Origin of the sequence: Lysinibacillus sphaericus (assembly GCF_005217585.1) — a bacterium.
GTDB lineage: Bacteria > Bacillota > Bacilli > Bacillales_A > Planococcaceae > Lysinibacillus > Lysinibacillus sphaericus.
Genome location: NZ_SZPT01000011.1, coordinates 57,288 through 83,908, shown reverse-complemented (window position 1 = coordinate 83,908; position 26,621 = coordinate 57,288). Strand labels below are relative to the sequence as shown.

General features: G+C 37.6%; 26 protein-coding genes and 1 riboswitch. Of the genes, 5 read left to right on the top strand and 21 right to left on the bottom strand.

Translation table 11 applies throughout. From position 1 onward, the window contains the following. Window positions 1-30 precede the first annotated feature (30 nt). From FC748_RS20960 to FC748_RS20890, 15 genes are all read right to left on the bottom strand, one after another. A complete protein-coding gene (locus FC748_RS20960; RefSeq protein WP_108031247.1) occupies window positions 31-1,218 on the bottom strand; it encodes a hypothetical protein in 1,188 nt (395 codons plus the stop codon). A 175-nt stretch (window positions 1,219-1,393) separates the two neighbouring features. Beyond that, window positions 1,394-1,924 carry a hypothetical protein gene (locus FC748_RS20955; RefSeq protein ID WP_108031245.1) on the bottom strand — a complete coding sequence of 177 codons (531 nt, stop codon included), beginning with the start codon at window positions 1,922-1,924 and terminating at the stop codon, window positions 1,394-1,396. Between the two features lie 105 nt (window positions 1,925-2,029). Next, complete coding sequence (locus tag FC748_RS20950) at window positions 2,030-2,959, bottom strand: tyrosine-type recombinase/integrase (protein WP_108031243.1); 930 nt, start codon at window positions 2,957-2,959, stop codon at window positions 2,030-2,032. Window positions 2,960-3,110: 151 nt separating this feature from the next. After that, window positions 3,111-4,664 carry a glutamine-hydrolyzing GMP synthase gene (gene guaA / locus FC748_RS20945; RefSeq protein WP_024363990.1) on the bottom strand — a complete coding sequence of 518 codons (1,554 nt, stop codon included), beginning with the start codon at window positions 4,662-4,664 and terminating at the stop codon, window positions 3,111-3,113. Between the two features lie 155 nt (window positions 4,665-4,819). Then, window positions 4,820-4,921: riboswitch (purine riboswitch) on the bottom strand. A gap of 35 nt (window positions 4,922-4,956) precedes the next feature. Beyond that, window positions 4,957-7,164, bottom strand: a complete 2,208-nt coding sequence (locus FC748_RS20940; protein ID WP_108031241.1) for a transglutaminase TgpA family protein — start codon at window positions 7,162-7,164, stop codon at window positions 4,957-4,959. After that, window positions 7,161-8,342: a DUF58 domain-containing protein gene (locus FC748_RS20935; RefSeq protein ID WP_108031239.1), complete on the bottom strand. Its 1,182-nt coding sequence runs from the start codon at window positions 8,340-8,342 to the stop codon at window positions 7,161-7,163. The genes FC748_RS20940 and FC748_RS20935 overlap by 4 nt, the downstream gene beginning before the upstream one ends. Further along, window positions 8,339-9,283 carry an AAA family ATPase gene (locus FC748_RS20930; protein WP_108031237.1) on the bottom strand — a complete coding sequence of 315 codons (945 nt, stop codon included), beginning with the start codon at window positions 9,281-9,283 and terminating at the stop codon, window positions 8,339-8,341. The genes FC748_RS20935 and FC748_RS20930 overlap by 4 nt, the downstream gene beginning before the upstream one ends. Before the next feature lie 218 nt (window positions 9,284-9,501). After that, complete coding sequence (locus FC748_RS20925; RefSeq protein ID WP_025220668.1) at window positions 9,502-10,179, bottom strand: ABC transporter ATP-binding protein; 678 nt, start codon at window positions 10,177-10,179, stop codon at window positions 9,502-9,504. After that, complete coding sequence (locus FC748_RS20920; RefSeq protein ID WP_227665474.1) at window positions 10,179-10,988, bottom strand: ABC transporter permease; 810 nt, start codon at window positions 10,986-10,988, stop codon at window positions 10,179-10,181. Before FC748_RS20920 ends, FC748_RS20925 begins: the two co-directional genes overlap by 1 nt. Next, window positions 10,988-11,440: a nitrous oxide reductase accessory protein NosL gene (locus tag FC748_RS20915; protein WP_024363984.1), complete on the bottom strand. Its 453-nt coding sequence runs from the start codon at window positions 11,438-11,440 to the stop codon at window positions 10,988-10,990. The genes FC748_RS20920 and FC748_RS20915 overlap by 1 nt, the downstream gene beginning before the upstream one ends. Next, the gene (locus FC748_RS20910; RefSeq protein WP_238600229.1) at window positions 11,437-12,705 is read right to left on the bottom strand and encodes a right-handed parallel beta-helix repeat-containing protein; all 1,269 of its coding nucleotides are present in this window, start codon (window positions 12,703-12,705) and stop codon (window positions 11,437-11,439) included. Before FC748_RS20910 ends, FC748_RS20915 begins: the two co-directional genes overlap by 4 nt. A gap of 60 nt (window positions 12,706-12,765) precedes the next feature. Then, window positions 12,766-13,410 carry a nitrous oxide reductase accessory protein NosL gene (locus tag FC748_RS20905; RefSeq protein WP_024363982.1) on the bottom strand — a complete coding sequence of 215 codons (645 nt, stop codon included), beginning with the start codon at window positions 13,408-13,410 and terminating at the stop codon, window positions 12,766-12,768. A gap of 327 nt (window positions 13,411-13,737) precedes the next feature. Beyond that, on the bottom strand, window positions 13,738-14,058 hold the full coding sequence (locus FC748_RS20900) for a hypothetical protein (protein WP_024363981.1): 321 nt from the start codon (window positions 14,056-14,058) through the stop codon (window positions 13,738-13,740). 155 nt (window positions 14,059-14,213) lie between these two features. After that, entirely contained in the window at window positions 14,214-15,038 is an 825-nt protein-coding gene (gene nadE, locus FC748_RS20895) for an NAD(+) synthase (protein ID WP_108031233.1), read from the bottom strand. 15 nt (window positions 15,039-15,053) lie between these two features. After that, entirely contained in the window at window positions 15,054-16,523 is a 1,470-nt protein-coding gene (locus tag FC748_RS20890; protein WP_108031231.1) for a nicotinate phosphoribosyltransferase, read from the bottom strand. A 311-nt stretch (window positions 16,524-16,834) separates the two neighbouring features. Here FC748_RS20890 and FC748_RS20885 point away from each other — a divergent pair, with 311 nt between their 5' ends. Next, window positions 16,835-17,176, top strand: coding sequence for a P-II family nitrogen regulator (locus FC748_RS20885; protein ID WP_024363978.1), 342 nt, complete (start codon window positions 16,835-16,837; stop codon window positions 17,174-17,176). Between the two features lie 13 nt (window positions 17,177-17,189). Next, the gene (locus FC748_RS20880; RefSeq protein ID WP_108031229.1) at window positions 17,190-18,485 is read left to right on the top strand and encodes an ammonium transporter; all 1,296 of its coding nucleotides are present in this window, start codon (window positions 17,190-17,192) and stop codon (window positions 18,483-18,485) included. Between the two features lie 93 nt (window positions 18,486-18,578). On the opposite strand, the gene FC748_RS20875 is transcribed toward FC748_RS20880, so the two are convergent. Beyond that, window positions 18,579-19,079: a methylated-DNA--[protein]-cysteine S-methyltransferase gene (locus FC748_RS20875; protein WP_025220671.1), complete on the bottom strand. Its 501-nt coding sequence runs from the start codon at window positions 19,077-19,079 to the stop codon at window positions 18,579-18,581. Window positions 19,080-19,198: 119 nt separating this feature from the next. Here FC748_RS20875 and FC748_RS20870 point away from each other — a divergent pair, with 119 nt between their 5' ends. The 3 genes from FC748_RS20870 to FC748_RS20860 all read left to right on the top strand — a co-directional run bounded on the left by FC748_RS20870 (window position 19,199) and on the right by FC748_RS20860 (window position 21,729). Then, the gene (locus FC748_RS20870) at window positions 19,199-19,930 is read left to right on the top strand and encodes an ABC transporter ATP-binding protein (RefSeq protein ID WP_024363975.1); all 732 of its coding nucleotides are present in this window, start codon (window positions 19,199-19,201) and stop codon (window positions 19,928-19,930) included. Beyond that, window positions 19,927-20,679 carry an ABC transporter permease gene (locus FC748_RS20865; RefSeq protein WP_024363974.1) on the top strand — a complete coding sequence of 251 codons (753 nt, stop codon included), beginning with the start codon at window positions 19,927-19,929 and terminating at the stop codon, window positions 20,677-20,679. The genes FC748_RS20870 and FC748_RS20865 overlap by 4 nt, the downstream gene beginning before the upstream one ends. A 75-nt stretch (window positions 20,680-20,754) precedes the next feature. Further along, window positions 20,755-21,729: a proline dehydrogenase family protein gene (locus tag FC748_RS20860; protein ID WP_024363973.1), complete on the top strand. Its 975-nt coding sequence runs from the start codon at window positions 20,755-20,757 to the stop codon at window positions 21,727-21,729. A 277-nt stretch (window positions 21,730-22,006) separates the two neighbouring features. Here the strand turns inward: FC748_RS20860 and FC748_RS20855 are convergent, their stop codons facing one another. The 5 genes from FC748_RS20855 to FC748_RS20835 all read right to left on the bottom strand — a co-directional run bounded on the left by FC748_RS20855 (window position 22,007) and on the right by FC748_RS20835 (window position 26,449). Further along, window positions 22,007-22,723: a 3-ketoacyl-ACP reductase gene (locus FC748_RS20855; RefSeq protein ID WP_024363972.1), complete on the bottom strand. Its 717-nt coding sequence runs from the start codon at window positions 22,721-22,723 to the stop codon at window positions 22,007-22,009. A gap of 85 nt (window positions 22,724-22,808) precedes the next feature. After that, window positions 22,809-23,414 (bottom strand): response regulator transcription factor, encoded by a 606-nt coding sequence (locus FC748_RS20850; protein WP_103978022.1) that lies wholly within the window; start codon window positions 23,412-23,414, stop codon window positions 22,809-22,811. A 16-nt stretch (window positions 23,415-23,430) separates the two neighbouring features. Then, entirely contained in the window at window positions 23,431-24,576 is a 1,146-nt protein-coding gene (locus FC748_RS20845) for a sensor histidine kinase (protein ID WP_024363970.1), read from the bottom strand. Between the two features lie 147 nt (window positions 24,577-24,723). Continuing rightward, on the bottom strand, window positions 24,724-25,755 hold the full coding sequence (gene desA, locus FC748_RS20840) for a Delta(5) desaturase DesA (protein WP_024363969.1): 1,032 nt from the start codon (window positions 25,753-25,755) through the stop codon (window positions 24,724-24,726). Between the two features lie 193 nt (window positions 25,756-25,948). Beyond that, window positions 25,949-26,449, bottom strand: a complete 501-nt coding sequence (locus tag FC748_RS20835) for a GNAT family N-acetyltransferase (protein WP_025220674.1) — start codon at window positions 26,447-26,449, stop codon at window positions 25,949-25,951. Between the last annotated feature and the right edge of the window lie 172 nt (window positions 26,450-26,621).

Sequence of the window (26,621 nt, the reverse complement as noted above, 5' to 3'; positions counted from 1 at the left end):
CACCACAATATTGCGATGTGTTCATGATCATTAGAAAGGTAGTTGCGCACTAATATCTCGGTAAGATAACTGTTGTGATTCCCCTAATCCAATAACGGACTTTTCCTCTTCCGTTAATAGCTCTGTATGGAAAGTAATCTCACCAAATGCAGATGTGTATTTTGAAAAATAGTCTGTACACCACTGTGGAAGTATGACTTCAAGAGTTTCAATATACTTAGCAAGTAAAAAACTTTTGTTTCTATCAAAAAAACTACCATCTATTTGGCTTGAATTTGCAAGATAATCTTTCTTTATTCGCTTTAATAAAATATCTGCAAAAATTTGCTGTGCTTCATTTGAGGAAACCTCAAGGCAGTCTCTTTTTAATACTCGAATAACATTGCGTCTATACACCATAAAAGGACAAGTCTCATTAATATATTTTAATAACTCTCGTTCTTCAGGTTTCAAGAATCGACTTTCTTTGGCTCGAATCTTTTGTAAAGCGTTTATAGAATAATTAGTTTCATTTAGTGAGTTATATTCCTCAATTTCAGCTTTTATAAGTCTTTGCTTTTCCAAGTAATCTTCCTCAGAAACATCATTATGACCTGTTACATCTGAAATATAATATTTAAATGACCAAGCTATTCTATCCGTGCTTTCAAGTTCTTTTAAAGAGCTTGTTAAGATATTTCGATTAGTATCTCTAATGTAAGCTCTAATATATTCTGTAATCGAGTGAGCATAGACCGTATTTGCTTCACCAAAAATATTTTCTTGAATGAGCTTTAATATTGTCTTATGTTCAATAGTGGCAGGATTAACGAAAGCATACTTTTTAATTAATTGGGTAGTTGTGACCTCTATATCTTCATCATCATTGCAATGAGTTTTTTCTAATTCAAGTATAGCTTTAAAAACTAACTCATCTAATAGAGACTTTCCTGCTTCCCTTATAGCTCCATTATTCTTACGGTCATCAATACGTTCCGCTCGTTCACTTCTCTTTTCACCTAAAAGGAATCTGCGTTTTTTGCCTTTAAGCATTTCTCCTTCTTCATCTGTTTTCAAAGAAACACTTACATGGATCATTTTTAAGTCTCTAATCAATGCTTCAAGGACACTTGAATTATCAATTCTCCCTCTTCGTTCAAAGCTCTGTAATCTTTTTTCAGCTCCTTCAATACCCTCCTCAATACAGTATCGAATAGCTTCTAACGTTGTTAATTCCAATTTCGATTGCTCCTCTTAACTAATAGTTTTTTGCGAGATGTTCAACTACTAATTTAAGTTATTTACATTAGTAATTGATTTGCTCGCTAATCAACTAGGCACATGAGGTATTAGAAATAATACCCCAAATTTTATGCTGTAAGTGCCTAAACTATCGCTAAAGAGCATGTATTAATTAAACTTCAATATAGAACAGTCTCTTCGCTTCCTTTTTAAACTCTTCTTCTGAAAATTTCTTTATAATTAAATCTGCTAATTCGGTTTCAGTCATTTCCTCTAATTCATCTTCATCTACTCCCATAATACTTAAGAAAGTAATAGGAACAATTTTATTTTTAAAACGAATTAACTCTACTAAAGTTATTGGGTTTAATTCATCATATAGCTTCCCAAGCTCTTCTACTTCATCTACTGAATACTCCCCATAAGCTTCCTCCATCGCATAAAGTACTTCGTCAAGCATACGAAAATTAGTTGATGGTGCTCGTAAATAAATAGTCTTAATATATGATTGAACTAGCTCATAAAATTTTTCATTATCAGCCATACCTCTACCAAAACTACCCTCTAAATAATTTAAGGAATAACGAATTAATTCTGAATTACTCAATTCTTTGTCGCTAAATAAATTTGTTTTTAAAAATTCCATCTTCTCAAGAGTTTTTTCATCTAATCTAAAACTAATTGTTTTTGTATTATTCTCCAATTTAAATACCCCTCACCTAGTTATACATTAAGTAATACGATTTGTAATACAAATAATAATACAAAATTAATTCAAATGTCAAATTATAGTTTTATACTCTTAAAGTCAAATTCCAATATCATTCAATGGACTATGCAATCTACCAATTTCAAAAATACTATCCTGTTCAAGTCCTCTTAGGTATTTTGTTGTTTCCTGCGTATCAAAATGTCCGAGTAAGCGACTTAAGCTATATACGTCTATACCATTCCTAAGTTGCTTCTGAGCAAAGTAATGTCTACAGTCATGCGGTGAACAACGAACTTCCTTACGTACTCCTACATTGTCACAATGTTCCTTTAAAATCTTATTGATACGTGAGCGGTGCAATTGCTTGGCACATTGGTCTAGGAAGTAATAGTCTTCTACCTCATGGCTCTCTTTACGCTTGAAACGCTCCTTCTTGGCTTCTTCAAACTTTCGCATATATTTTCTCATGGTCTTACTAATGTACACTAGACGTTGCTTAGAACCCTTACCATGAATCAAAATGTGGCGCATCGAAATGTCACTAACCTTAATATCACATAGTTCACTAACTCGTATGCCTGTGTCAAAGAGCATAATTAAAATAAGCTTGTCACGTATATTAGAGTACGTTTCTTCCTTCACATCATTAATGATACGTTTCACTTCTGCGTCATTAAACGTCAGAATGACACGCTTTTCCTCTTTTAAACTTTTGATCCTGCGCATTGGATTGTTCTTTTCTTCAAGGTATTCCTCATCTATTAAGTAGTTGAAAAATACTTTGAGCGTAGCGATATTATTATTTAATGTTATCGGCTTCTCATTACCTACTTGTTGGCGGTATTGCACGTATTTTTTAATATGAATCGGCTCGACCGCTTCCCCATCTACTACATCACATTCTGTTTCCATGAACTCTTGCCAACGCTTTAAGCGCCATATACACATCTCCACGTACTTAGGTTTACGACCAATGATTTCTTGATTCAATTTAAAATCGTCAATCAGTTCAATAATTCTAACCATAAAAAAAGACCTCCCATTTTTCATGAATTACATGAATAATGGAAAGTCCTATTTTGACAGTCAATTGTTGCAGGTGAACAAGTAAATGCTCACTCAAACAACGTCTAAACCCTTGATACAACTAGGATTACGAGTTTTTAGGCATTTAGACCTATTCCCACTCAATCGTTGCTGGTGGCTTCGATGTGATGTCATACAGCACGCGGTTAACGTGTTTTACTTCGTTTACTAAACGTACAGAGATTTTCTCTAGTACGTCCCAAGGGATACGTGCCCAGTCAGAAGTCATACCGTCGATAGACGTTACAGCACGGATACCGATTGCGTAGTCATACGTACGAGCATCGCCCATTACACCTACTGAACGAATATCAGGTAATACCGTGAAGTATTGCCAAATGTCACGATCAAGACCAGCTTTTGCGATTTCTTCACGTAAGATGAAATCAGATTCACGAACAATTTCAAGTTTTTCTTCTGTTACTTCACCAAGTACACGAATACCTAAACCAGGACCTGGGAATGGTTGACGCCAAACAATTTTTTCATCTAGACCAAGTTCTAAGCCAAGTGCACGAACTTCGTCTTTGAATAATGTTTTTAATGGTTCAATTAATTTGAACTGCATGTCTTCTGGAAGACCGCCTACATTATGGTGAGATTTGATTGTTTGCGCAGTCGACGTACCAGATTCAATAATGTCTGTGTATAACGTTCCTTGTGCAAGGAAATCCATACCTTCTAATTTTGAAGCTTCTTCATCGAATACGTAAATAAATTCGTTACCGATAATTTTACGTTTTTTCTCTGGATCAGATACACCCGCAAGTTTGTCCATGAAGCGTTGACGTGCATCGATTTTAATTAGGTTCATATCGAAATCTTCTGTGAAAGTTTTCATCACCTGTTCAACTTCACCTTTACGGTTTAGGTTGTGGTCTACGAACATACAAGTCAATTGGTCACCGATTGCTTTATGAATAAGTACTGCAACAACAGAAGAGTCTACCCCACCTGAAAGTGCACATAATACTTTTTTATCGCCAACGATTTCACGAATTTTAGCAATTTCGATTTCGATAAAGTTTGCCATTGACCAATCGCCTTTAGCGCCACAAATATCGAATACGAATTGACGTAGTAAATCATTACCATATACAGAGTGACGAACTTCTGGGTGGAATTGTACTGCATATAGTTTACGTTCTGCGTTTGCCATAGCAGCGATTGGACAAGATGCACTTGTTGCAATGATTTCAAAGCCAGCAGGAACTTCTGTTACGTGGTCGCCATGACTCATCCAGACGATTTGTTCTGTTGGTAAATCACCGAATAATTTATTAGCAGCCGTTACTTGAACTTCCGCTTTACCGTATTCACGTGTTTCAGCGCCTTCTACTTTACCGCCTTGCGTATGCGCCATTAATTGCATACCATAGCAAATACCTAGGATTGGTAAACCTAATTCGAAAATAGCTGGATCTACATGGAATGCATTGTCATCATAAACAGAGTTAGGACCACCTGAAAAGATAATACCTGCTGCATTCATGTCTTTAATTTCATCTGCTGTAATCGTATGTGGGTGTAATTCACTGAAAACACCAAATTCACGGATACGACGCGTAATTAATTGGTTAAATTGGCTACCGAAGTCTAGAACGACGATTTTTTCTTGCTCTTTTAATAAAGGGCTTGCTGACAATATTTCCACCTCTTCTTCTATTTTTAAAGGACGTTTTCATATGTTCAAAGAAAAACGCGTATGAAAGTAAAAAAAACTTCCTACGCGTCCATAAGCTCTTGATATATAAAGGGGAATGCGTAACAAAGAAAAGTGATGTATAAAACTTCTCACCTAGCCAAAACATTCACCTTCATAGAGAAATCATTTACGGTGATTTCGTAGAAACATCCGAACCCTATTTTCGAACTTATATGAAAGCCATCCTAATCATATATAATTTTTTTCATTTTACTCTTTGTACCCATTAAAATCAACCGATTGTGCGATTGATTAAATATTCCCAACTTTCCCGCAGTTTAACGAAGTCAACATCTTGTGCATTCTTGCCATAAATATGTTGCTCGTATACGGCCGTTAACTTTTGCATCTCTTCTGTCTCTAACGATGCATCTACCCGCTCAGCAAACGCTCGCAATGTTTCGTCATGTTTTCGTTTTAAACCAATGCGACCTAACTGTTTCGTTAATGCTTGATAGGAAGCATCAAAACTTGACCAATCCGCTTCTTTTTTGCGATAGACACGCACCTGCATTTTAGGAATCCATGTTTTTCGTTGTACAAATAAAGCCACACCAATAATAATGAGTAAAGCCATTAGCGTGAACCAAACATATTTTAACGATTTCACCCAAGCCCATACACGGTCTAAGCTAAAAGCTGAATTGTTAGCTGTTTGCTCTGTTGGTTGCTCTTTCTTTTGCTGTTGCGCTGGTTTTTTTTCTGGTTGTAGTACTTCTTCTTGCTGAGGTTGATTTTGCTGTAAATCATAATCAATATTCACTGTACCAGAAAAGCCAATTGTCGGTTCAAACTCTATCCACCCTGTACCTGGAACATATGCCTCTACCCAAGAGTGGGCATTGTCATTCGTCACTTTATATTCACGCAGACCATTTGATAACGCCCCTGCATCACCTGGTGCAAAACCTTTCACCCAGCGAGCGGGAATGCCGATAGAACGGAGCATAACAACCATGGATGTAGAAAAGTTATCACAGTAACCTACTTTTGTATCGAATAAAAATTGATCTACATAATCTTGTTTTTCAGCAGGAATAGCTGCTGCTTTTTTATCGTATCTATAGTTTCCCTTTGAAAAATAGCCTTCCACTGCCTTTATTTTTTCGTATACAGAGGCTTTATCACGCGTTATATCGAGCGTTAAATCTTGTACACGCTGCGGAAGTGTGTCAGGTAATTGTAAAAAACGATTATAAGAAGGATCTAATGTTTCTAACATAGCTGGTTCAGACATTTGAAGCTGTTGCAAACTATAGTTTGGCTCACTATAAGTTATCGTATAATTTGACAGTAATTTATTACTACCATTATCCGTCGTCACCAATTCACCACTCGGTTGTTTTGTTACTATTTTTTCGGTTTGTCCATCTTGGATATACAAGGTAGGATCCTCTGCCGAAACGGATAACATGCCATATGTTTGAATTAAAAATGGCATAGGGACAGCCATATCCATTTGAATTTGCCGTTCATTTTCTCGTGGCCCGACCTGCAAGGATGTATAAATTGGGGTATCGTTTTCAAAAACAGCTTCCCCCATATATTCACCTGATAACACCCAGCCTTTCGATGTATACGTATCTTTAGTATCGATACGCCAATAATGGCGATCACGTGAGGTTGCCGTAAAAATTAATGTATTATCTCCTTTATACGGCCCACCTAACTTACTGTCATCATCACTATAGCCAACTGTTCTTTGTCCATCTCCTACACCATCTTGTCCTGTAACGCTTTTGATAAACGGTACTGGATCAGCCCATGTCGGTCCTGCTTTTGGTAAATAGAATGCCACCATACTGACAAGTGCCACCGAAATAAGCATTGGTAAAACAATTTTCCACTTTCTAAGCATATCACTCGGTGCATCGAGCTGAAGTCTTAAACGTTTAATAAAAAGTACACCCGTCATAATTAGACCAAGCACAATTACTTTAATAATAGCGAGCTTTCCATTATATTCGCTAAACGTATCAAGTGTCGCGATGAAAAATACGGTTAATACGAAGAAGTAGAAAATATTATGATGCACTGTAATCCAATGGTGAATTAAATAAATTAACATCCAAATCAACGCTAAAAACAATACTGTTCTAAATGCATCTGATACTTGTCCAAAATTCCCTGAAAAAATGTTCACCATGTTCCACGTCACTTCATTCACTAAAAACGGAATGGTGTGTCCTGAAAAAAACGGATTCTCGCTATAAACAAATATAACAAACCATGTAATATAACCTAACTTTATAAGCCCAGACAATAACGGTCGAACTTTAAATAAAGAAAGCACTAGTGCTAAGCCGATAAAAACTAGAAACAACTGACTTAAACCTGTATTTGTTAATTGCATAACTGGTGTTAGCCACTCACGTAATATAAAGAAAATAATGACGTACGCGAAAGCTAGCTCAATAAAATTTTCTAGTGATTTTTTCACGGCTTCATCACCTCCGTGAACAAGTGGTAATAATCTGTTGGGTTTACATGTACGACTTGAATATGTTTATAACGCTTTGTTACATCAGAACGTGCCTGTGTCTCTTGAGATACTACAAAACAAATACAACTTTTCACCGTATTACCTAAAGTATGTAGTAATTCATCTGATATATCGCTCGTAACATATAGAAGCGTTGCCACACGCTGAAGGACTTGGGTATCACGCAATTGATATTTTGCATTTTCAACAGGTTTGACACAAGCTAAATGATGCATCACCCGATCTAATTGCTTTTCACCTTGGATAGAAGAAAACACTTTTGTTTTTACACCTGTTGAAACAAAGGAAATATCCCCACGCCCTCGTACAATCGCACTAAGCATTGAAGCGACCAACTCCACCTTCTCTTCAAATAACGGAGAAGAACCTACATCGAGCATTAACATCAATTCCTGTGATTGACGATCTTCAAATTCCTTTGACTGAAGTGTTTGTGTTTTTGCAAATGACTTCCAATGAATCCACGAAAAGCGGTCACCTGGTACGTATTCGCGTAAACCTATAGCCATTGATGTGTCCTTCACAATTGAATAAGGGGTCATCATGGACCCAACATCTAATTTTGTTTGCAATGTAGCATATTTCATATCATGCACTCTCGGATAAACTAGAACGATTTGTTCTTTTTCTACCAAAATGCGCTTCTTTGCCCATCCGAAAAAATCATGGAAGATGATTTGCGCACCTAAATAACGATGCTCACCACGTGACAAGCTTTCAAGTGTGTAACGCCAAGTAAACGTTTTTTTAAAACCTACAAATTTTATGGCGTCTTTCTCTTGCACCTTTGACTGCACTAGCATCTCGCTACCAACAAGTTCTTCCATCAGCATATACGCAAATGGAAAACGCGTTTTTCTTTCTACACTTATTGTCACTTGAACTGATTGTCCGCTTTCTATATGAGAAGGGTCAATTTTACGCTCTACACTGTATATTTCCTCCCTCACAAGTTGGAAGATAAAAGCGTACAACAAAAATGGACTTACCGTAAAAAAGACAAACCAGCTGACAAATCCACCTTGAAACATAGCATAACAAAACGTAATAAGTATCAGAAAGCTCACTAATAGAAAATGTTTACTTTTTTCAAAAAGGGCTCGCCATTTCTTCATTGCTCTGCTAACCTCTTCGTCGGCACAGGCGTTTTCGCAATAATACGTTCAATAATCTCTTCTGCTGTTACATCATCATAACGCGCATCTGGCTTGAGCACTAATCTGTGGCTAAAGACATAGGGCGCTAAATATTGAACATCGTCCGGTATTACATAGCTTCGCCCTTTCATAAATGCATATGCCTGAGACGCCTTCATCAAAGCAATTGTCGCACGAGGACTAACCCCTAAATACACGTAGTTATTCTCTCTTGTTTGAGAAGCCAGTTCAACCATATAGTTTTTAACGGAGTCTTCCACATAAACGCCTTGCACAAGTTGCTGTAATTCAATTAATTGTGCCACCGAAAGCACAGCTTCAATTTTTTCAATAGACTTGCCATTTTCAGCACGACGCAGTATTTCTACTTCTTGCCCTCTCGTTGGATAACCCATTTTTATTTTTAGTAAAAAGCGATCAAGCTGTGCCTCTGGTAATGGATAGGTACCCTCGTGTTCGATAGGATTTTGCGTCGCCATAACGAAAAATGGCTGATTAATCATAAGTGTATTACCATCAATTGTAACAGATGCTTCCTCCATCGCTTCAAGTAAGGCCGATTGTGTTTTCGGTGACGTTCTATTAATTTCATCAGCCAAAACTACATCGCCCATAATCGGTCCTGGACGAAATTCAAATTCCATTGTTTTTGGGTTATAGATGGAAACGCCTACAACGTCGGAGGGCAGTAAATCGGGAGTAAATTGAATTCGTTTGAATTGGGCATCGAAAGATTTAGCAAGCGCACGTACCATCATAGTCTTACCAACTCCTGGCACATCCTCAAGTAATACGTGCCCCCTTGCAAGTAAGGCTACAATGCTAAGTTCCGCTACCTCTCTCTTTCCTATCATTACTTTCTCTATATTTTCTAATACCATTTGGATTTGTAAATTCATAAAACAAAAAACCTCCCATTTTCGTAACCAATTATTTGAATTGCACGATAATTTAGTTCAAGCATATCGAAAACTGTTTCGTAACACAATTAATGTGCCATTATCCAGTTAAAATGATAAATTAACAAACATGTTATTGCCTCTATAAAAAGAGGTTTGTTTGATGTTTCTTATCAAACAAACCTACCTAATAGTATAACGTTTCATTTACATAAATGTTACAGATTTAATTTTTTTAACCATAAACTCTCTAATGTTGAAACATTTTCATTCCTCAATATTGCATTTAAGTCTCCTGAAAGTAATATATTTCCTTCATGTAACACTAACACATCGTCTGCTACTTCCTCTACAAATCCTAGTAAATGTGTAGAAAATATCACTGTATTGCCCATTTCCTTTTGTTCAAGCATCATTTTTTTCAACTCTGCAATCCAAAATGGGTCAAGTCCATTCGTTGGTTCATCTAAAATCAGGAGCGACCCCGCACCTAGTAAACTTTGTGCAAGATTTAACCGTTGCCGCATTCCCTTCGAAAACTGTTGAACCCTTTGCTTTCTAACGTCCCACAAGCCAACGCGTTTCAATACTTGCTCTTGCTCTTTTTTAGCTATTCTTTTCAAAGAGGACAGTAATTGCAATACTTCTGCTGCCGTTAACATTGAGGGAAAATCTACATCATCTGGCATATAACGAATCGCTTGACTCTCCTGCCATTTTAGCTCCCCTGACATTGGTTTCTCCTGTCCAGTTAACAGGCGAATAAGCGTACTTTTCCCCGCTCCATTGCCACCTGCTAACGCTAAAATACGCCCTTTCTGCACAGTAAAGGATACATCTTTAAGTCCCCTATTATTTTTATAGACATTTGATAGATGATTCGCCTCTAGTAACACTACCGCTTCTCCCCCTTCTTTAGTCTCCTTGCAGTAAAGGCAAGCGGTAAAGCTACCCACAAACATGTTACCAATCCATATACCACATAGCCCAATGGTGATGCATAAAATGCTGTCACATTATAAAAAGATGGACCAAGTACGCTGGCCTGTTTTGTAAATATAAAGTAACCAAAGCGCAACCATTCTACAGGATTAATATGCATAACAATAATCGTTAGCTTTTGTAAAATATGCCCTGCAACTACTGTGCCAATTGCCATTAAGGCATACGACAGAAGCAATAAGAAAAATGACCATAAAACTAACGACAGCGATAGCGCAAATAATCTCGTTTTCGCTACCGCCCCAATAGCTAACGCTAAGGAAGTAAAAATAGCAATGCATAATAATGTCAGACTTATAAAAATAAACGGCAAACGTACGCCACCAAGTAATCCGCCAAGTGCTAAAACAACACCAAACGCTACCATCACGATTAATAAAAAGGCAATAACAGTAGCTAAATACTTTCCAAAAATATATTGTTTACGCGTCATCGGATAGGTTTTTAATAAAGAAAACCACCCTGTTTCTATATCACCAGCAATGCTCATACTGCCAATTGTCAAAATAAATAGAGGCAATAAAAACAAAAGGACATTTAAAAAAGAAGCTGTTTGACGAGTAAAACCTTCTACATCAGGCAGTGCCATTTGCTGGATAACAATAATCGATGTAAAAACAAAAGTGAAGAGTAAGCCAACTAACTGCATCCACCGACTGCGCAACATTTGTTTCAATTCAAGTTTGATGAGCATGCTGTACATCACTGATGAATCCCCCAATTAAAATCGCTTAAATCCTCATAAGTAAGCACTTGTCCCTTACCTTCAGTAGCCATCCAAGATTGCGCAGCTTCTTGTGTTTCGAAAGCAAGTACACCATAATTCATCGGCGTCCAATAATCTTTGTTGTAGACAAACGTCGCCTTCGAAACATCAATCCATTTATTCTCTTTTGCATCCTTAATGAATGCAGCTCCAACCTCTTCGTCTCCATTTGCCGCAATATACTCAATTAAACACCCAATATCATCAAACATTTCATAGTCACCATTTTTCAAGGCAATTTGTCCGGCATACTCGTTATGCACAATTGACATGTTACAAACTTTACAAACATCGGTTTCATTGACAATGTCACGTGGTTTAAACGTTTTTTCACTACACCCTACAGCCAGTAAACAACTAACGCAAATTATTAGTATCCACTTTTTCATTCCATCAAACCTCTTTTCCATAGCCATACACTACTTAAAATAAAAAATAGACCTAGCAAAAACTGTGCTATATCCATATCTACTTTTTTAACACTTTGGTCTTTCATCAGTTTCGGCGTTTCATCAACAAGCACCGTCCTCGCGCTTTTATTGATTTGCTGATCGAGGGAAGTTAGTAAAACAACGCTTGGTGACTCTAAAAAATATTGATACACTGGCTGTCGGACCATCCATTGTCCAAAGCTAGATACAGCGACATATGGAACATCGCCAGTACCATCATTTTTTAAATCCGTTCCAACATAATCATCATAATAATTACTCGATAATTGAATGCCTTGTTGATCGGAGCGAGCTGTTAATATATTGCCAGTAAACTGATTATTGTACACAACTGTTTGGTCATCTACCTTTGTCCCTTCAATGGCCGTTTGATTCATTTGAAAATTATTATGCATAATTTGAACCTCTGCACTTTTTTGTAATGCAATGGCCGTTCGATTGTTCTTCATCGTATTAAAAGCAAGGTCTGCACGCTGCACATCATATAGCAATGCTCCGCTGCCATTCATATCGTTATGATGGATGACTACATTGTCCTTAATCGTAATACCGCTAGTCATCATCACCATCAATCCTGTTACATTGCTCGCATACGTATTGTTTAGAGCCTTGGCATTTTCAGTATACATAAAATGCGTACCATAACGGCTATTCTCTACCGTATTACGTTGCACAACAATGCCGTCAACCTCTTCTACGTAAATACCATCTTGCACATGTTTAATATTACTATCTTCAACCACTATCTTCTCGCTTTGATAAATAGCAATACCATTACCTTTTTTTGAATAATGCGCCTGTGTGCCAACTATTTCAACATGTTGGATGTGTACATTTTCGCCGTGTTGAATATGCACAGCACTATGCACGTCGTTAATTTTCAATTGTCGTAGCGCAAGACCTTCCACCTCACTAGCAACAATTCCCTTTTTTCCCGATAGCGTCATATTGTCAATCATTACTGCGTCTGCACCTTCAATACGAATTGCTGGTTTTTCCCCAACGGCTGCAATCTCTGTGCCTTTTTCTCCACGCAATGTAATGTTTTTTGTCACGATCAAATTTCCTTTATAATAACCTGCTGGAATGTTGATGACGGCACCAGGTTCCGCTCTGTCGATTGCCTCCTGTATATCAAATTTTGCATAGGCAGTCGAACTTATACATAGCAAAAACAATAAGACACATCCTATTTTTTTCACCTTTAGTACCTCCAAGTTCAGTAAGAAAAGACTAGAGGAAATTCCCCTAGCCCTTCTGTATTAATGATTATGGTCATCACTTTCATGATTCATCTCTTCCATATTCATTTTATCTGATTCTCCATTAGCTTCCTTTTCAGCGTTTTCTTGCATTTTCTTTTTACGGCGCTCTAATGCATCGTCTTTAATTTTTTGTAATTCTTCTACATGCGCTTTTGGATTTTCAGCTAAATACTTATCTGCATCAGCTTTGTTAATGAAATAGATATATCCCCAGTTCATTGGTGATTTTAAATCTGTTTTAACGATTGTGACATCTTCGACCTTCGCCCAATCTTTTGTATTATAATCACGTACAAACTTATCATTTTTCTCGTTATTCGCAACCTCTGCATTGACTAAACAGCCAATGTCATCATAAAACGCAATTGTACCATCTGCTTTAATCGCTTGAGCAGAAAATACACCCATTTCATGGTCTTTCATATAAACCTTCATATTACACATTTCGCAAACTGTATCTTCTTGTGGTTCTTGTAATCGTGAATCTACTAAAGAAGCAACTTGCACTGATTCATCTTTCACTTCAGACTCTTTCGATGCAACTTCTGAATTCGCTTTTTCTTCCTTCACTTCTGCCTTTTCAGTACCACACGCTGTCAATATTAGTAACGTAGCTAGTACTGGTAACCATAATTTTTTCACTATTGCTCCCCCAATTCTTTTCTGTTACTACCTAGTATTTTACAGATAAGATGTGAAATAAGATGAAAACCTCTGTGAAGATTCGGAAAAATCTATATGACTACTTTGCGAACGTCTTGAAGTCAAAGTATTCTCGTACAAACTAAAACGATTAAAAAAGCGAGGACAAAAGAGAAAAAGTGTTAGATTGACTGCAATCAATCTAACACTTGCCGTTGTTGTCCGCTACGGGCGGGTCTTTGATTCTCTGACTTTTACTAGCGATTGGTTGTGCGTTCTTTAGTAGAGTCGCCACAATCAACAACTATATTCTCGAACTTGATTTTGCTATATAGAGGTACGGTAACTATTGTGGCGCTTCTTTAGCTTACTTAGACGGCTCAATTTTCCAGCTGTTTCATTTAGTTCATTGTGAATTTGAACAGAGCCTCCGCTTTCTGCAAAAATAGATTCTAGTTGATTATGACGTTGTTGCTGCATCGGCCTCTTATTACTTGATTGCTTTTTCTCTTTATTTTTTTGCAAACTTTTTTTAAATTGTTGCTGTGTATGGTGGCTAAAGTTATGACTAATATCACCAGCATGTAAATACTGTTGTTCATTACGAAAAGTGCTACCTGTCGTCGCATTTACTCTAGAAGTCCTCATAATTAGTTACCCTCCTTTTCATTTTACTTACTTTATAGGTATTTATATCGACATTATATGCAAAAAATTAAGCAAACAGAACCAAATATATAAAAAAAGAATAGAATTATTCAAAAAGTATCTATCACTTTTGAACAACTCTATTCTCATAAGCATTACTTCCAAAAATCATCAAAAATTGTAATTGGCATATGGCGTTTATGTTGAGAGCGTAAATAATGTTGCTCTAATCGTTCACGAGCATCGTCAGGAATTTGCTTCCCTTCTAAATAATCATCAATTTGCTCATAAGTTACTCCAAGCGCCACTTCATCTGGCAATGATGGACGATGTTCTTCCAAGTCAGCAGTCGGAACCTTTAAATACAGATGCGTTGGACAATCGAGCGCTGCTAATAATTGTTTCCCCTGACGCTTATTCAGACGAAAAATAGGCATTAAATCGGCTCCGCCGTCACCATATTTTGTAAAGAAACCTGTAATTGCCTCCGCAGCGTGGTCTGTTCCTAACACAACAGCACTATTCATAGCAGCGATAGAGAATTGTACTTTCATGCGCTCCCGTGCTTTTTCATTCCCTTTTACAAAATCACTAAGCACAACTCCAGCATCAGCTAGAGCACGAACACTTGCATCAACCGCTTCCTTAATATTGACCGTGTAGGTAGTCGTAGGCTTAATAAAATCAATAGCGTCCTGACAGTCTTGTTCATCCTTTTGAATACCATATGGTAAACGCACTGCCCAAAATGAATACTTCTGCTCGCCTGCTTCCTCATTTAACTCATTAACTGCTAGTTGAGCTAATTTACCGGTTAAAGTAGAGTCTTGACCACCTGATATACCAAGTACAAACCCTTTAACAAAGCTATATTTTTGTGCATATGCCTTCAAAAAATCAATGGATTTACGAATTTCTTCCTGTGCATCAATTGTTGGCAAAACTTTTAATTCGGTAATAATTTGCTGTTGTAATGCCATAACATCTTCCACTCCTTAGTCTATTACAATTCGATCGACCATTTCTCGTACTTCTTCAATATTTCGCATTTTATTATCCCAGCATTTTTGGCTTAAATCGACTGGATATTCCTCTGGATTCATGGCACGTTTATATTCATCCCACAGCAGTTCTAAATTGTCAGCTGCATAATTACGCATCTCTTCTAAAGTTGGATTGTCATAAATTACGTCCCCTTTATTAATCACATGCTGATGCAAGTTTTTCGCCTCAAAATTCGTGACAAATTTTGATACGAATGTATGCACAGGGTGGAACATCTTTATTCGCTCTTCGGATTGAGGGTCTTCGTCATACATCGTAATGTAATCACCCTCTGCTTTACCGTTTTTACGGTCAATAATACGATAAACACTTTTTAAGCCAGGAGTTGAAACTTTTTCAGCATTAGCAGAAATTTTAATCGTATCCTCTAGCTGACCTTCATCATTTTCTATAGCGACCATTTTATAGACAGCCCCTAATGCTGGCTGATCGTAAGCTGTAATTAATTTTGTACCAATTCCCCACATATCTACGCGGGCACCTTGAGCTTTCAAGTTTAAAATTGTATATTCATCTAAATCATTGGAGACAACAATTTTGGCATCATGGAAGCCTGCTTCATCTAACATACGACGTGCTTCTTTTGACAAGAAAGCAATATCCCCACTATCTAAACGAATACCAATGAAATTAATTTTATCGCCAAGTTCTTTTGCCACTTTTATCGCATTCGGCACTCCAGATTTCAGCGTGTTATAGGTGTCCACTAAAAATACGCAGTTGCGATGACGTTTCGCATAAGCGTGGAATGCATCATAATCATTTTTATAAGCCTGTACAAGTGCATGAGCATGAGTACCAGCTACCGGAATGTTAAATAGTTTTCCTGCACGCACATTACTAGTTGAAGCAAACCCTCCTATAAAGGCTGCACGAGTTCCCCAGATAGCCGCATCCATTTCTTGCGCTCGACGTGTACCAAACTCCATTGCCATTTCATCTTTAACGATTTGCTTAATACGACTTGCTTTAGTGGCAATTAGTGTTTGATAATTGACAATATTCAATAGAGCCGTCTCGATTAGTTGTGCTTCAACTAAAGGTGCCTCAATACGTACAATTGGCTCATTGGCAAAAACGAGCTCCCCTTCCACCATTGAATACATATCGCCTGTAAAGCGAATATTTTTTAAATAGTCAATGAAGTCTTCTTTATATCCAACCTCTTCACGTAAATACGCGATATCTGACTCACTAAAGCGAAAATCTCGCAAATACTCAAGCATGCGTTCCAGTCCAGCAAATACGGCAAAGCCATTTCCAAATGGTAATTTTCTAAAATATAATTCAAAAATCGCTTTTCTATTATGTATGCCATCAGCCCAATAAGACTCTGCCATATTAATTTGATACAAGTCCGTGTGTAGCGCTAAGCTATCGTCAGCATAGTTCGATCTCATAGGAATCCCTTCTTCCACTTTCATAATTAGTCCTAGTATACACTATATACCCAAAATCTTGCGTTTTACACTTTTCTGTTTCCATGTTATGTTTCCTAACATATATAGTCAGAAAATTTTGAACTGTTCACATTTCTGACACAAATTTTAGTACCGCTTACATTCCTTTTATAAATAGCTTTTTAGTAAACTACTACGAAAGACGAAATATACCATGTAATATAACCTAACATACTAATCAAAAAAAACATTGCGCCATTTATCTACTCGCTATAATATGTAAATTAAATTTACGCAAGGAGCTGTTGTGAGTGAAAAAAATAGAGGCCATTATTCGTCCGGAAGTTTTTGGGGCTGTACGAGACGGACTTGCAAAAGTAGGCATTGCAGGTTTAAGTATTTCTGAAATCGCTGGCTGCGGTCGTCAATTAGGTCATACAGGTTTGTTTCGAGGCAATGCCTATGAAATTGAGTTTTTACCAAAATTGAAATTAGAAATGATCATCGATGATGAAAAAGTTGATGCTATTGTAGAAGTTTTATTACGCGATGCTGCAACTGGTAAAGTTGGCGACGGAAAAATTTTCATTTATCCAGTAGAACAGGCAATTCGTATCCGTACTAAAGAAGTCGGATCAATTGCTGTAGAATAAGGGGGAGATAGTTATGGATGACGTACTATTATCTGTAAATTTAGTTTGGATTATGCTTGGGACAATTTTAGTATTCTTTATGCACGCAGGTTTTGCAATGGTCGAGGCAGGTTTTACTCGTTCTAAAAATGCAGTTAACATTATTATGAAAAATTTCTTAACCATTTCGCTTGGTGGGATTGTTTATTTCCTATGTGGATATGCCATTATGTTCGGCGACACAGCAGGAGGCTTCTTCGGAACAAGTGGTTTCGCTTTAAACGGTGTAGATGACCTCTCCTTCTTTATTTTCCAAACAATGTTTGCTGCCACAGGTGCGACTATCTTATCGGGTGCAGTAGCAGAACGTACAAATATTTTTGCTTATATCGGTGTTATCATACTAATGACAATACTTGTTTATCCTGTAGTAGGTCATTGGGTGTGGAGCGGTCAAGGTTGGTTAACTGACCTCGGCTTTATCGATTTTGCTGGTTCTACTGTTGTCCATTTAACTGGTGCAGTAGCTGCGTTTATAGCAGCCATAATGGTTGGTCCACGTCTAGGTAAATACGAAAACGGACGTGTTAACGTTATTACTGGTCATAGTATTCCTATCGGCGCATTAGGTGTGTTCTTACTTTGGTTCGGTTGGTTCGGCTTTAATGGTGCCTCTACGTTAGCAGCAGACCCTGCACTTGTTCCAAAAGTAATTGCTAATACATTTTTCGCAGCAGCAGCTGGCGTTGCTGCCACTGCATTCTATACTAAATTCCGCTACGGTCATATTGATGGCTCACTAACTCTCAACGGTGCATTAGCAGGTCTAGTAGGCATTACAGCTGGTGCCGCAAACGTCAGCATTGTTGGTTCACTTATTATTGGTTTAATCGCAGCACCATTATTAGTAGAAGGTGTCCGTTTTATTGAATGGAAGTTAAAAGTAGATGATCCTGTTGGTGCAATTGCTGTCCACGGTATTTGTGGTATTTGGGGTACACTTGCAGTTGGGCTATTTGATGTTGGTGGTCAAGGTCTGTTCTACGGTGGTGGCATTAGCTTACTAGGTATTCAGGCTATAGGTGTGATTGCTACAATTGCTTGGGTTAGCGTTACTGTCACAGCAGGCTTATACATCATTAAAGCATTTGTCCCTTTACGTGTATCAGCAGAAGAAGAGATTACAGGTCTAGATGTGATCGAACATGGTACACCTGCTTATGAATACCAAGAGATTTTTAAAAGCTCCGCTATACAAGGTGAAACATTTGCTCAACGTTTAACTCACATCGGCAAAACACAAACAAACGTGACCGAAAAACATGTCTAAAAATTAGATACGTTATCCATTAAAAGGCACTAGAAACTGTTAGCTATCCGTATCAATTTGCGCGGATCTCTAGCAGTTTCTTTTTTGTTATATTTATTCTCTCTCTAAATCAAGTAAGAACTGTTTCATCGTTAACCCACTGCGAAAGCCTGTTAGCTTACCGTTCTTCCCAATTACACGGTGGCACGGAATAATCGCTAATATCGGGTTCGCACCGATTGCACTTCCAACAGCCCTCACAGCCTTTGGATTGCCTATTCGCTCTGCAATAGCAGCATATGTTGTGGTTGTTCCATAAGGAAGTTCTTTGAGTGCATCCCAGACAGCTAGTTGAAATGCTGTTCCTTTCACATGCATTGGTAAATTAAATTCAGTCAGCTCTCGATTAAAATAGGCTGTGAATTGCTTAACATAAGGCTTAAGCTTTTCACTGTTTTCTTCAAAACTGTAGCCTTTAAAGTGCTTTTGAGCCCACTTTTCCACCTCATCAAATGCGGTATTGGGTGTGCCAAGATAGACAAGCCCTTCATTCGCCGCAATCATATACATCTCGCCTTGTGCGAATGTTAGTGTATCTACATATAAAATAGTCATTAAAATTCTCCTTACACATGATGATTAGAAGTATACTGCAAAAAGGTAAAATAACTGTAGTTAACAAATATTTCATGCTACAGTTATTTTACCTATAAGCATAAAGGAGTTTCAACTACATGACTACGATATACGAGCCCGCTATCCATCTTCAACAAGTGAGCTTTTTAGTAAAGGATAAGGCTATTTTAAAGTCCATTACCGGTTCATTTCCTAAAGGCAAAATTACAACGCTCGTTGGCCCATCTGGCGCTGGTAAAACGACCTTATTAAAAATGTGTAACGGACTATTATCACCAACTGACGGGCTTATATTCATTGACAATCAAACAATCACTACCTATGAACCAACTACATTAAGAAAACATGTCGGAATTGCTCTTCAAGCAGCGCCTATGATTGCTGGAACTGTATTTGACAATTTGGCTCTTCCACTCGCTTTACAAGGAAAAAAGCTCACACAACAAGATGCCATTCAATATTTACTAGATGTCGGGCTCGATGCCAGCTTTTTACACCGCGCTACTAATGAATTATCTGGTGGACAACGTCAAAAGGTATCCATTGCACGTACTCTCATTAATCAATCTTCTATATTATTGTTAGATGAGATTACTTCCGCATTGGACCGTCAATCTGTACAGGATATTGAAGCACTTATCATATCATTAAATAAAAACTATAATGTTACGATTATCTGGATTACCCACAATTTACAGCAAGCGCTCACGATCGGCCATTACACATGGGTCATGATGGATGGAGAGCTGATTGAAACAGGTGAAAGCTCGTTATTGAAAGCCCCTACTAACCCAAGAGTCGCTGAATTTATACAGGGGGTAAACGCATGACTTATACTTCACTTTCGCTAACATTGATTTTTGTTTTAATCCCGCTAGTACTATCAAAGACATTTAAGCTAGGGCTTGAAAAAGACACAATTATTGCAACGATTCGCTCAATTATTCAATTGCTTGCAGTCGGCTATATTTTAAATTTTGTCTTTGATGAAGGGAGTATTATATATATTTTTCTAATGGTGGCATTGATGATTGTGGCTGCCACTTTAAATGCCCGAAAAAAGGGAAAAGGTATTAAGGGTATTACGTGGAAAATAGTGTTTACGCTTGTAATGGTGGAAATTGTCACACAAGGAGTTTTACTCGGCTTCAACATTGTTCCTACAACTGCACAGTATATAATTCCTATTAGCGGAATGCTAATTGGCAACTCCATGGTACTATCTATTTTATTTTTAAATCGCTTTACTGCGGAAATTACAAGTCACGAAAATGAAATTGAACTTATCTTATCGCTAGGAGGTACACCAAAGCAAGCAATTCATCGCCAACTAATCAATGCGATTAAAGCGAGCATGATCCCTACCATCGAAAGTCAAAAAACGATTGGGCTTGTTCAATTACCAGGTATGATGAGTGGTCAAATTATTGGCGGTGCAGACCCTATACAAGCCGTACAATTTCAATTGTTAATTATTTTTGCCCTTTTAACAACCGCAACATTATCGAGCATAATGATAGGTTTTTTAAGCTATCCTGCGCTTTTTAACGAAAGGTTACAATTGTTGGAAGTTGAATAATTGTTTTCGTGATATCATGACAATTACTATAAATATGTTATACTAGTAAGAAAAATGCAGTGAGGAGAATGACCCATGTTATTACGCGATTTTTTCATCCAATTATCTGAAAACCAACTATTAAATAGTGCTGCTAAAAAATACGGCTTAAAGTTAGGTGCCCAAAGTGTGGTAGCTGGTACTAATATAGAAGAAACAATTGCAAGCATCAAAGATTTAAACGCACATAATATCTCTTGCACGGTTGATAATCTAGGGGAATTTGTTGCGAATGAAGAAGAAGCGACAAAAGCTAAGGAACAAATCCTCGCTGTCATTGAAGCCATTCATGAAAATGGTGTGGATGCGCATATTTCGTTAAAGCCATCTCAATTAGGTTTAGACATTGATGTTGATTTTTGCTATGACAATCTATATGAGATCGTAGAAAAAGCAGCAGCTTATGATATTTTTGTTAACTTTGATATGGAAAATTACGGTCGTCTACAAACATCATTTGATATGGTGGAAGAGCTATCAAAAACATTTAACAATGTTGGAACGGTTATCCAATCATACTTTTATCGTGCAAAAGACGATATTGAAAAATTTAAAAACTACCGCTTACGTATCGTAAAGGGTGCATATAAAGAGCCTGCTGATGTAGCCTTCCAAGATAAGTTAGATATCGATTTAAACTTTATCGAATTAATTGAATATCATTTATTACATGGCAAATTTACATCGATTGCAACACATGACCATAACGTGATTGCACATGTTAAACGCTTTGTTGCAGACAATAATATTCCACTCGAAAAATTTGAATTCCAAATGCTGTACGGCTTCCGCACAGATATGCAAAAAGAGCTTGCGAAAGAAGGCTATAACTTCTGTGTCTATGTACCATTCGGCGAAGATTGGTACGGTTACTTTATGCGTCGTTTAGCGGAACGTCCGCAAAACCTTAACCTTGTTACGAAACAAGTATTTACGAAAAAAACGAATACCGTTCTTGCAGTAGCAGCTGGTGCATTCGTACTTGGACGTTTAACAAAGCGTAAAAAGTAATTTTTAAATTATTACTAATTATTATGAAAAAGAACATATTTATTTCTTTTGCCGTAAATAAAACTTAGCAGATAATACTAGTTGATGGTAGCGGAGGTGGCGACTCCTGCGGGAACGCACGCAGCGTAAGACGCGGGCATTCCGCGCGTTAGCGAGGGTTGCGGCTTACGTGTGTGCCCGCGGAAAGCGTCCGCCGTAGCGGACATCAACGGCATAGCAAAAAAGTGTTGAATTGATGGTAATCAATCCAACACTTTTTCTGATGGGCAACTACTTTTTAAGGATTTGTTGACCAAAGACCTGCATGTTTTAACACAACACGTGGATGTAATTTTAATTGAGCGACCATTAAGTCTGCTAAATCTTCCGCTTGCATAACCTTTTCTGGGTTACCATCAGTTAATTGTAATTCCACTGCCATATCCGTTGCAACCGTGCTTGGCGTTAATGTCACAACACGAATGTTATGTTTGCGAACTTCTAACATCAGCGATTCACTCATACCAATAACAGCCGCTTTCGAAGCACTATACGCACTCGTAATTGGAGCACCCTTTTGACCAGCGGTAGATGAAATATTAATAATATCTCCGGAAGAACGCTCAATCATTTCAGGTAGGACGGCACGTGTTGTGTAATATACACCTTTGACATTTACATCTACAATATTCGTCCAATCTTCAGGTGAAAGCTCTAAAAACTTACCGAATTTTGAAATACCCGCATTATTTACTAAAATATCGATTGGCCCTAACTCAGCACGAATACTTTCTACTGCTGTTGTGATTGATTGCAAATTAGCTACATCCGCTGTAGCTAATGCCACCTTGACATCATACGCCTTTAATAAGTCAGCAACCTGTTGTAAATTTTCTAATGTGCGTCCCACAAGCCCAACATTAATGCCCTCTTTCGCAAAGGCGATGGCTGTTGCACGGCCAATACCACGACCCGCACCAGTTATTAAAGCTGTTTTACCAGTAATCGTTTGCATATATCTTGCTCCCTTATAAGTAGTGATAGAAAAATCTCTGTTGTTTAGCATACCTATTCATCCTTGAAAAGTACATTCAGAAGACTTATTTATTCCATCCTTTTTCCTTAAAGCGTGCAATCGCTTCAATCCGATTGCCCACATGAAGCTTCTCTAAAATGGTGGAAATATAGTTACGTACAGTTCCTGCCGATAAAAATAACTCAGCCGCAATTTCCTTCGTCGTTTTACCTTCTGCCACAAGTGTCAACACTTGACTTTCGCGCTCAGTTAAAGGATTCTCACTATCATCCTCATAGACAAAATCAACCAGCTCGGGTGCGTAAATGCGTTTGCCATCGACAATTGTTCGAATGGCACTAACCAATTCTTCGATAGGACTGTCCTTTAGTAAGTAACCTCGTACACCTGCTTTTCTTGCTCGTTCAAAGTAGCCAGGTCTTGCAAAGGTTGTTAATATAATAACTTTACAGTCAGAACCATGTAATTCTTCAGCCGCATCAAGCCCAGTTTTCACCGGCATTTCAATATCCATAATACAAATATCCGGCTGGTGCTCTGCTACAAGCGCCAATGCTTCCTCACCATTTTTGGCTAAACCGACAACTTCCATATCTTCCTCCATACTAAGTAAGGAACGAAGTGCGCCTAACAGCATCCCCTGATCTTCAGCGATTACAATTCGTATCATGTCATAACCCTCTTTTCTATAGGTTCTTCAGATTTTCTGCAACCTTTTGATGTGTAATGGTCACTGGAATCGATACCGTTAAAGTAGTGCCATTTTCACTTTCTATTTTAAATGTGCCATTAATAAACTCTAATCGTTCGCGCATCCCTTTTAAGCCGTTACCTGTTTTCAATGCCTGTTTTTTCGTAATGCCTTGTCCATTATCACGAACAATCAAATGTACTTCTTTAAAGTTTTGGTGGAAGGCTATTTCACATTTGGTTGCGCCGCTATGTTTCACAATATTTGTTACGGCTTCCTTCAAACACATGGACAACACATTCTCTACAAGTGGTGGGACACGTAAGGAGTCCACATCCCCCTCAAAAACAAATTCCATTTCAGCCGCTTTTAAAATTTGAGATATACGCATAAGCTCATCTTCAAATTTATTTGTCCGCATATCCGATACTAATTCTCGAACCTCTTTTAAAGCAATACTAGCTGTTTGACGAATATCTTTTATCTCGATTAATGCTTGCTGAGGATCCCGTGCAATAAGTCTAGATGCTAAATCGCTTTTTAAGCCAATCATGGATAATTTTTGACCGAGCGTATCATGTAAATCTCTTGCTATACGTTGCCGTTCCTCAAAAACAATTAATTCGGCAATACGTTCATTTGCAGTTTCTAATTGCCCTTCTAAATTTTCACGCTTGTTTTTCGAATAAATTGTTAACGGTAGAAGCACCACTGCCAAAATCGTTAAAACAACAAATGGAAGCTGTGATAAAAATAAATGTAGCTCAACAAAGAAACCAAATCCTGTAGATATCACAGTAAAACCAATATGGAGGCCATACATTATGTAAAAGCCAACCGGTCTACGGATATTTCCAATGAAAAAGGCTGTAAAAATCGATAAATACACATAGCCGAACAAAATAGTCAACGTAATATTAATGACCATCTCAAAGCTAATCCACATATAAACAAGCCCGTTTTTAGCGTTCACAGAAAATCGGTAAAAAATAAAATAGAGCATTAAAAAAGTAATGCCTATTGATATTTCAATATACGATGATTTTCTAAATATAAAGAAAAACGGGAGAAAACAAAAAATAATCCATAAATAAACGCTGAGCATAGGACTATTCGGAATGATACTATGCCGTTTCCTCATCATAATCTCACGCTCTTTCCTACTTTTCCCTATATTATATCAAGAAAAGCATATTTGCGCCCGTCCATTGCCATACAGTGGCTTGCCTACGAGCCTATCCTTACTATGTAAAACAGCCACCTCCTAAGAAGAGATGGCTGTTAACGACTAAGCAGCGATACTGCCTTTCGTTTTTCGTTTTATGATTTCATTGACTTCTTTAAAAGAGACAAATTTGCCAAGTTCTTCATCGTATAATTTATAGCGTAACGATTCTAAGCTTGTACGTAACGTAATTGTAGTAGCCGTGTGTAATGGTGGCGTTTCTTTATGCGCTTTTTCAAGATTATAGTTCGGTACACGCGGAGCTAAATGGTGTACATGGTGGAAGCCGATATTACCTGTTATCCATTGTAATAATTTCGGTAATTTGTAGTATGAACTACCTTCTACCGCTGCTTTCACATAATCCCAATCAGTGTCATGCTCGAAATAAGAATCTTCGTACGTATGTTGGATATAGAATAACCAAATTCCTAATGCACCTGCGATAAATAAAGTAACACCCTGCACTAATAAAAATGCTTGCCAACCCATAGTGTAAATGAGCCCTGCACAAATGCCGGCAATAATAATATTTGTTAAATGCGTATTCATACGCTCTTTTTGCTTCGCATCTTTTCGGTTAAAACGATTTAAAACTAATACCATATATAAAGGACCTAAGCCGAACATTACAAGTGGATTACGATAAAAACGATACCATAATCGTTGACCTTTAGAAGATTGTAAATATTCTTCTACTGTCATCATATCAATATCACCAATACCGCGCTTATCTAAGTTCGAGCTTGTTGCATGGTGAATTGTATGCTCACGTTTCCATTTTTCATAAGGGAACGATGTTAGTACCCCAGTTAATAAGCCAACCCAGTCGTTTGCCTTTTTGCTTTTGAAAAATGAACCGTGGGTACAATCATGGAAAATAATAAATGTTCTTACGACAAAACCAGCAGCAATAACACTTAAACCTGCAGTTAACCATGGCGAAATATCAACCAACATATAACCAGCAATCCATAGGACGATCAACGGCGCTATTGTGTTAACCATTTGAAAAACACTTTTACCTGTGTCTGATTTCGCAAATGGTGCTACATCTTGGCGCAACTTTTTCGTTTTTTCTTTATCTGTTGCCATTCCTTTTTTCCCTCGTTTCCTTTTGCTTATGATATCATCATAAAACAAGAGTATAGCGAGCAACAGACGCAAACATCATAAAAAGCATATGACATTTGTCATACTCAAAAGCCAGCGCTTTAAAATTCCGCTCTCCGCTAAGGTTATTTCAACACGTTAGCGATGCTGTTGTTACTTTATTAGCGCTGCCTTTTTACTTTTTAGGTCCCGTTAAATGTAGTTGATAAAATACTAAATCCAACCATTCTCCAAATTTGTATCCCGCATTTTTAATTGTTCCTGCATATTCAAAGCCTAGCTTCTCGTGCGCCTTAATACTGCCAATATTTTCGCCATCGATACCGGCAACTAAAGTCTTCACACCCTGTTTCTCTGCGATATCAATCAATTGATGCATTAACTTACTGGCAATGCCTTTCTGATAATGGTCCTTGTGTACGTATACCGAATGCTCCATCGTATGCTTATAACCTGGATAAGGGCGGAACTGACTGTAATTTGCAAAACCCGCCACTACTCCATCTTCCTCAAAAACTAACAACGGGTTACCCGCTGCTTGGTGCTCAAGAAACCATTGCTTTTTCTCATCTAACGATTGTATTTCATACCTATATACAGCTTTACTTGTTAAAATAACATCGTTATAAATAGCTAAAACCTCAGGTAAATCTTTTTCTTCCATAAATCGAATCATCCAGTTCACGTCCTCACCTAAAAAGAAATAGAACCCCACCGATAACAGCAGGGTATGCATTGCACAATAGTTCATTCGACAAGCCACAAAGGAAACACAGATTGTGAACAGGTTTGGATAACATCCGTTCACAATCAGTAATATCCGTCGCTCACATGTACTTTAATCGTTG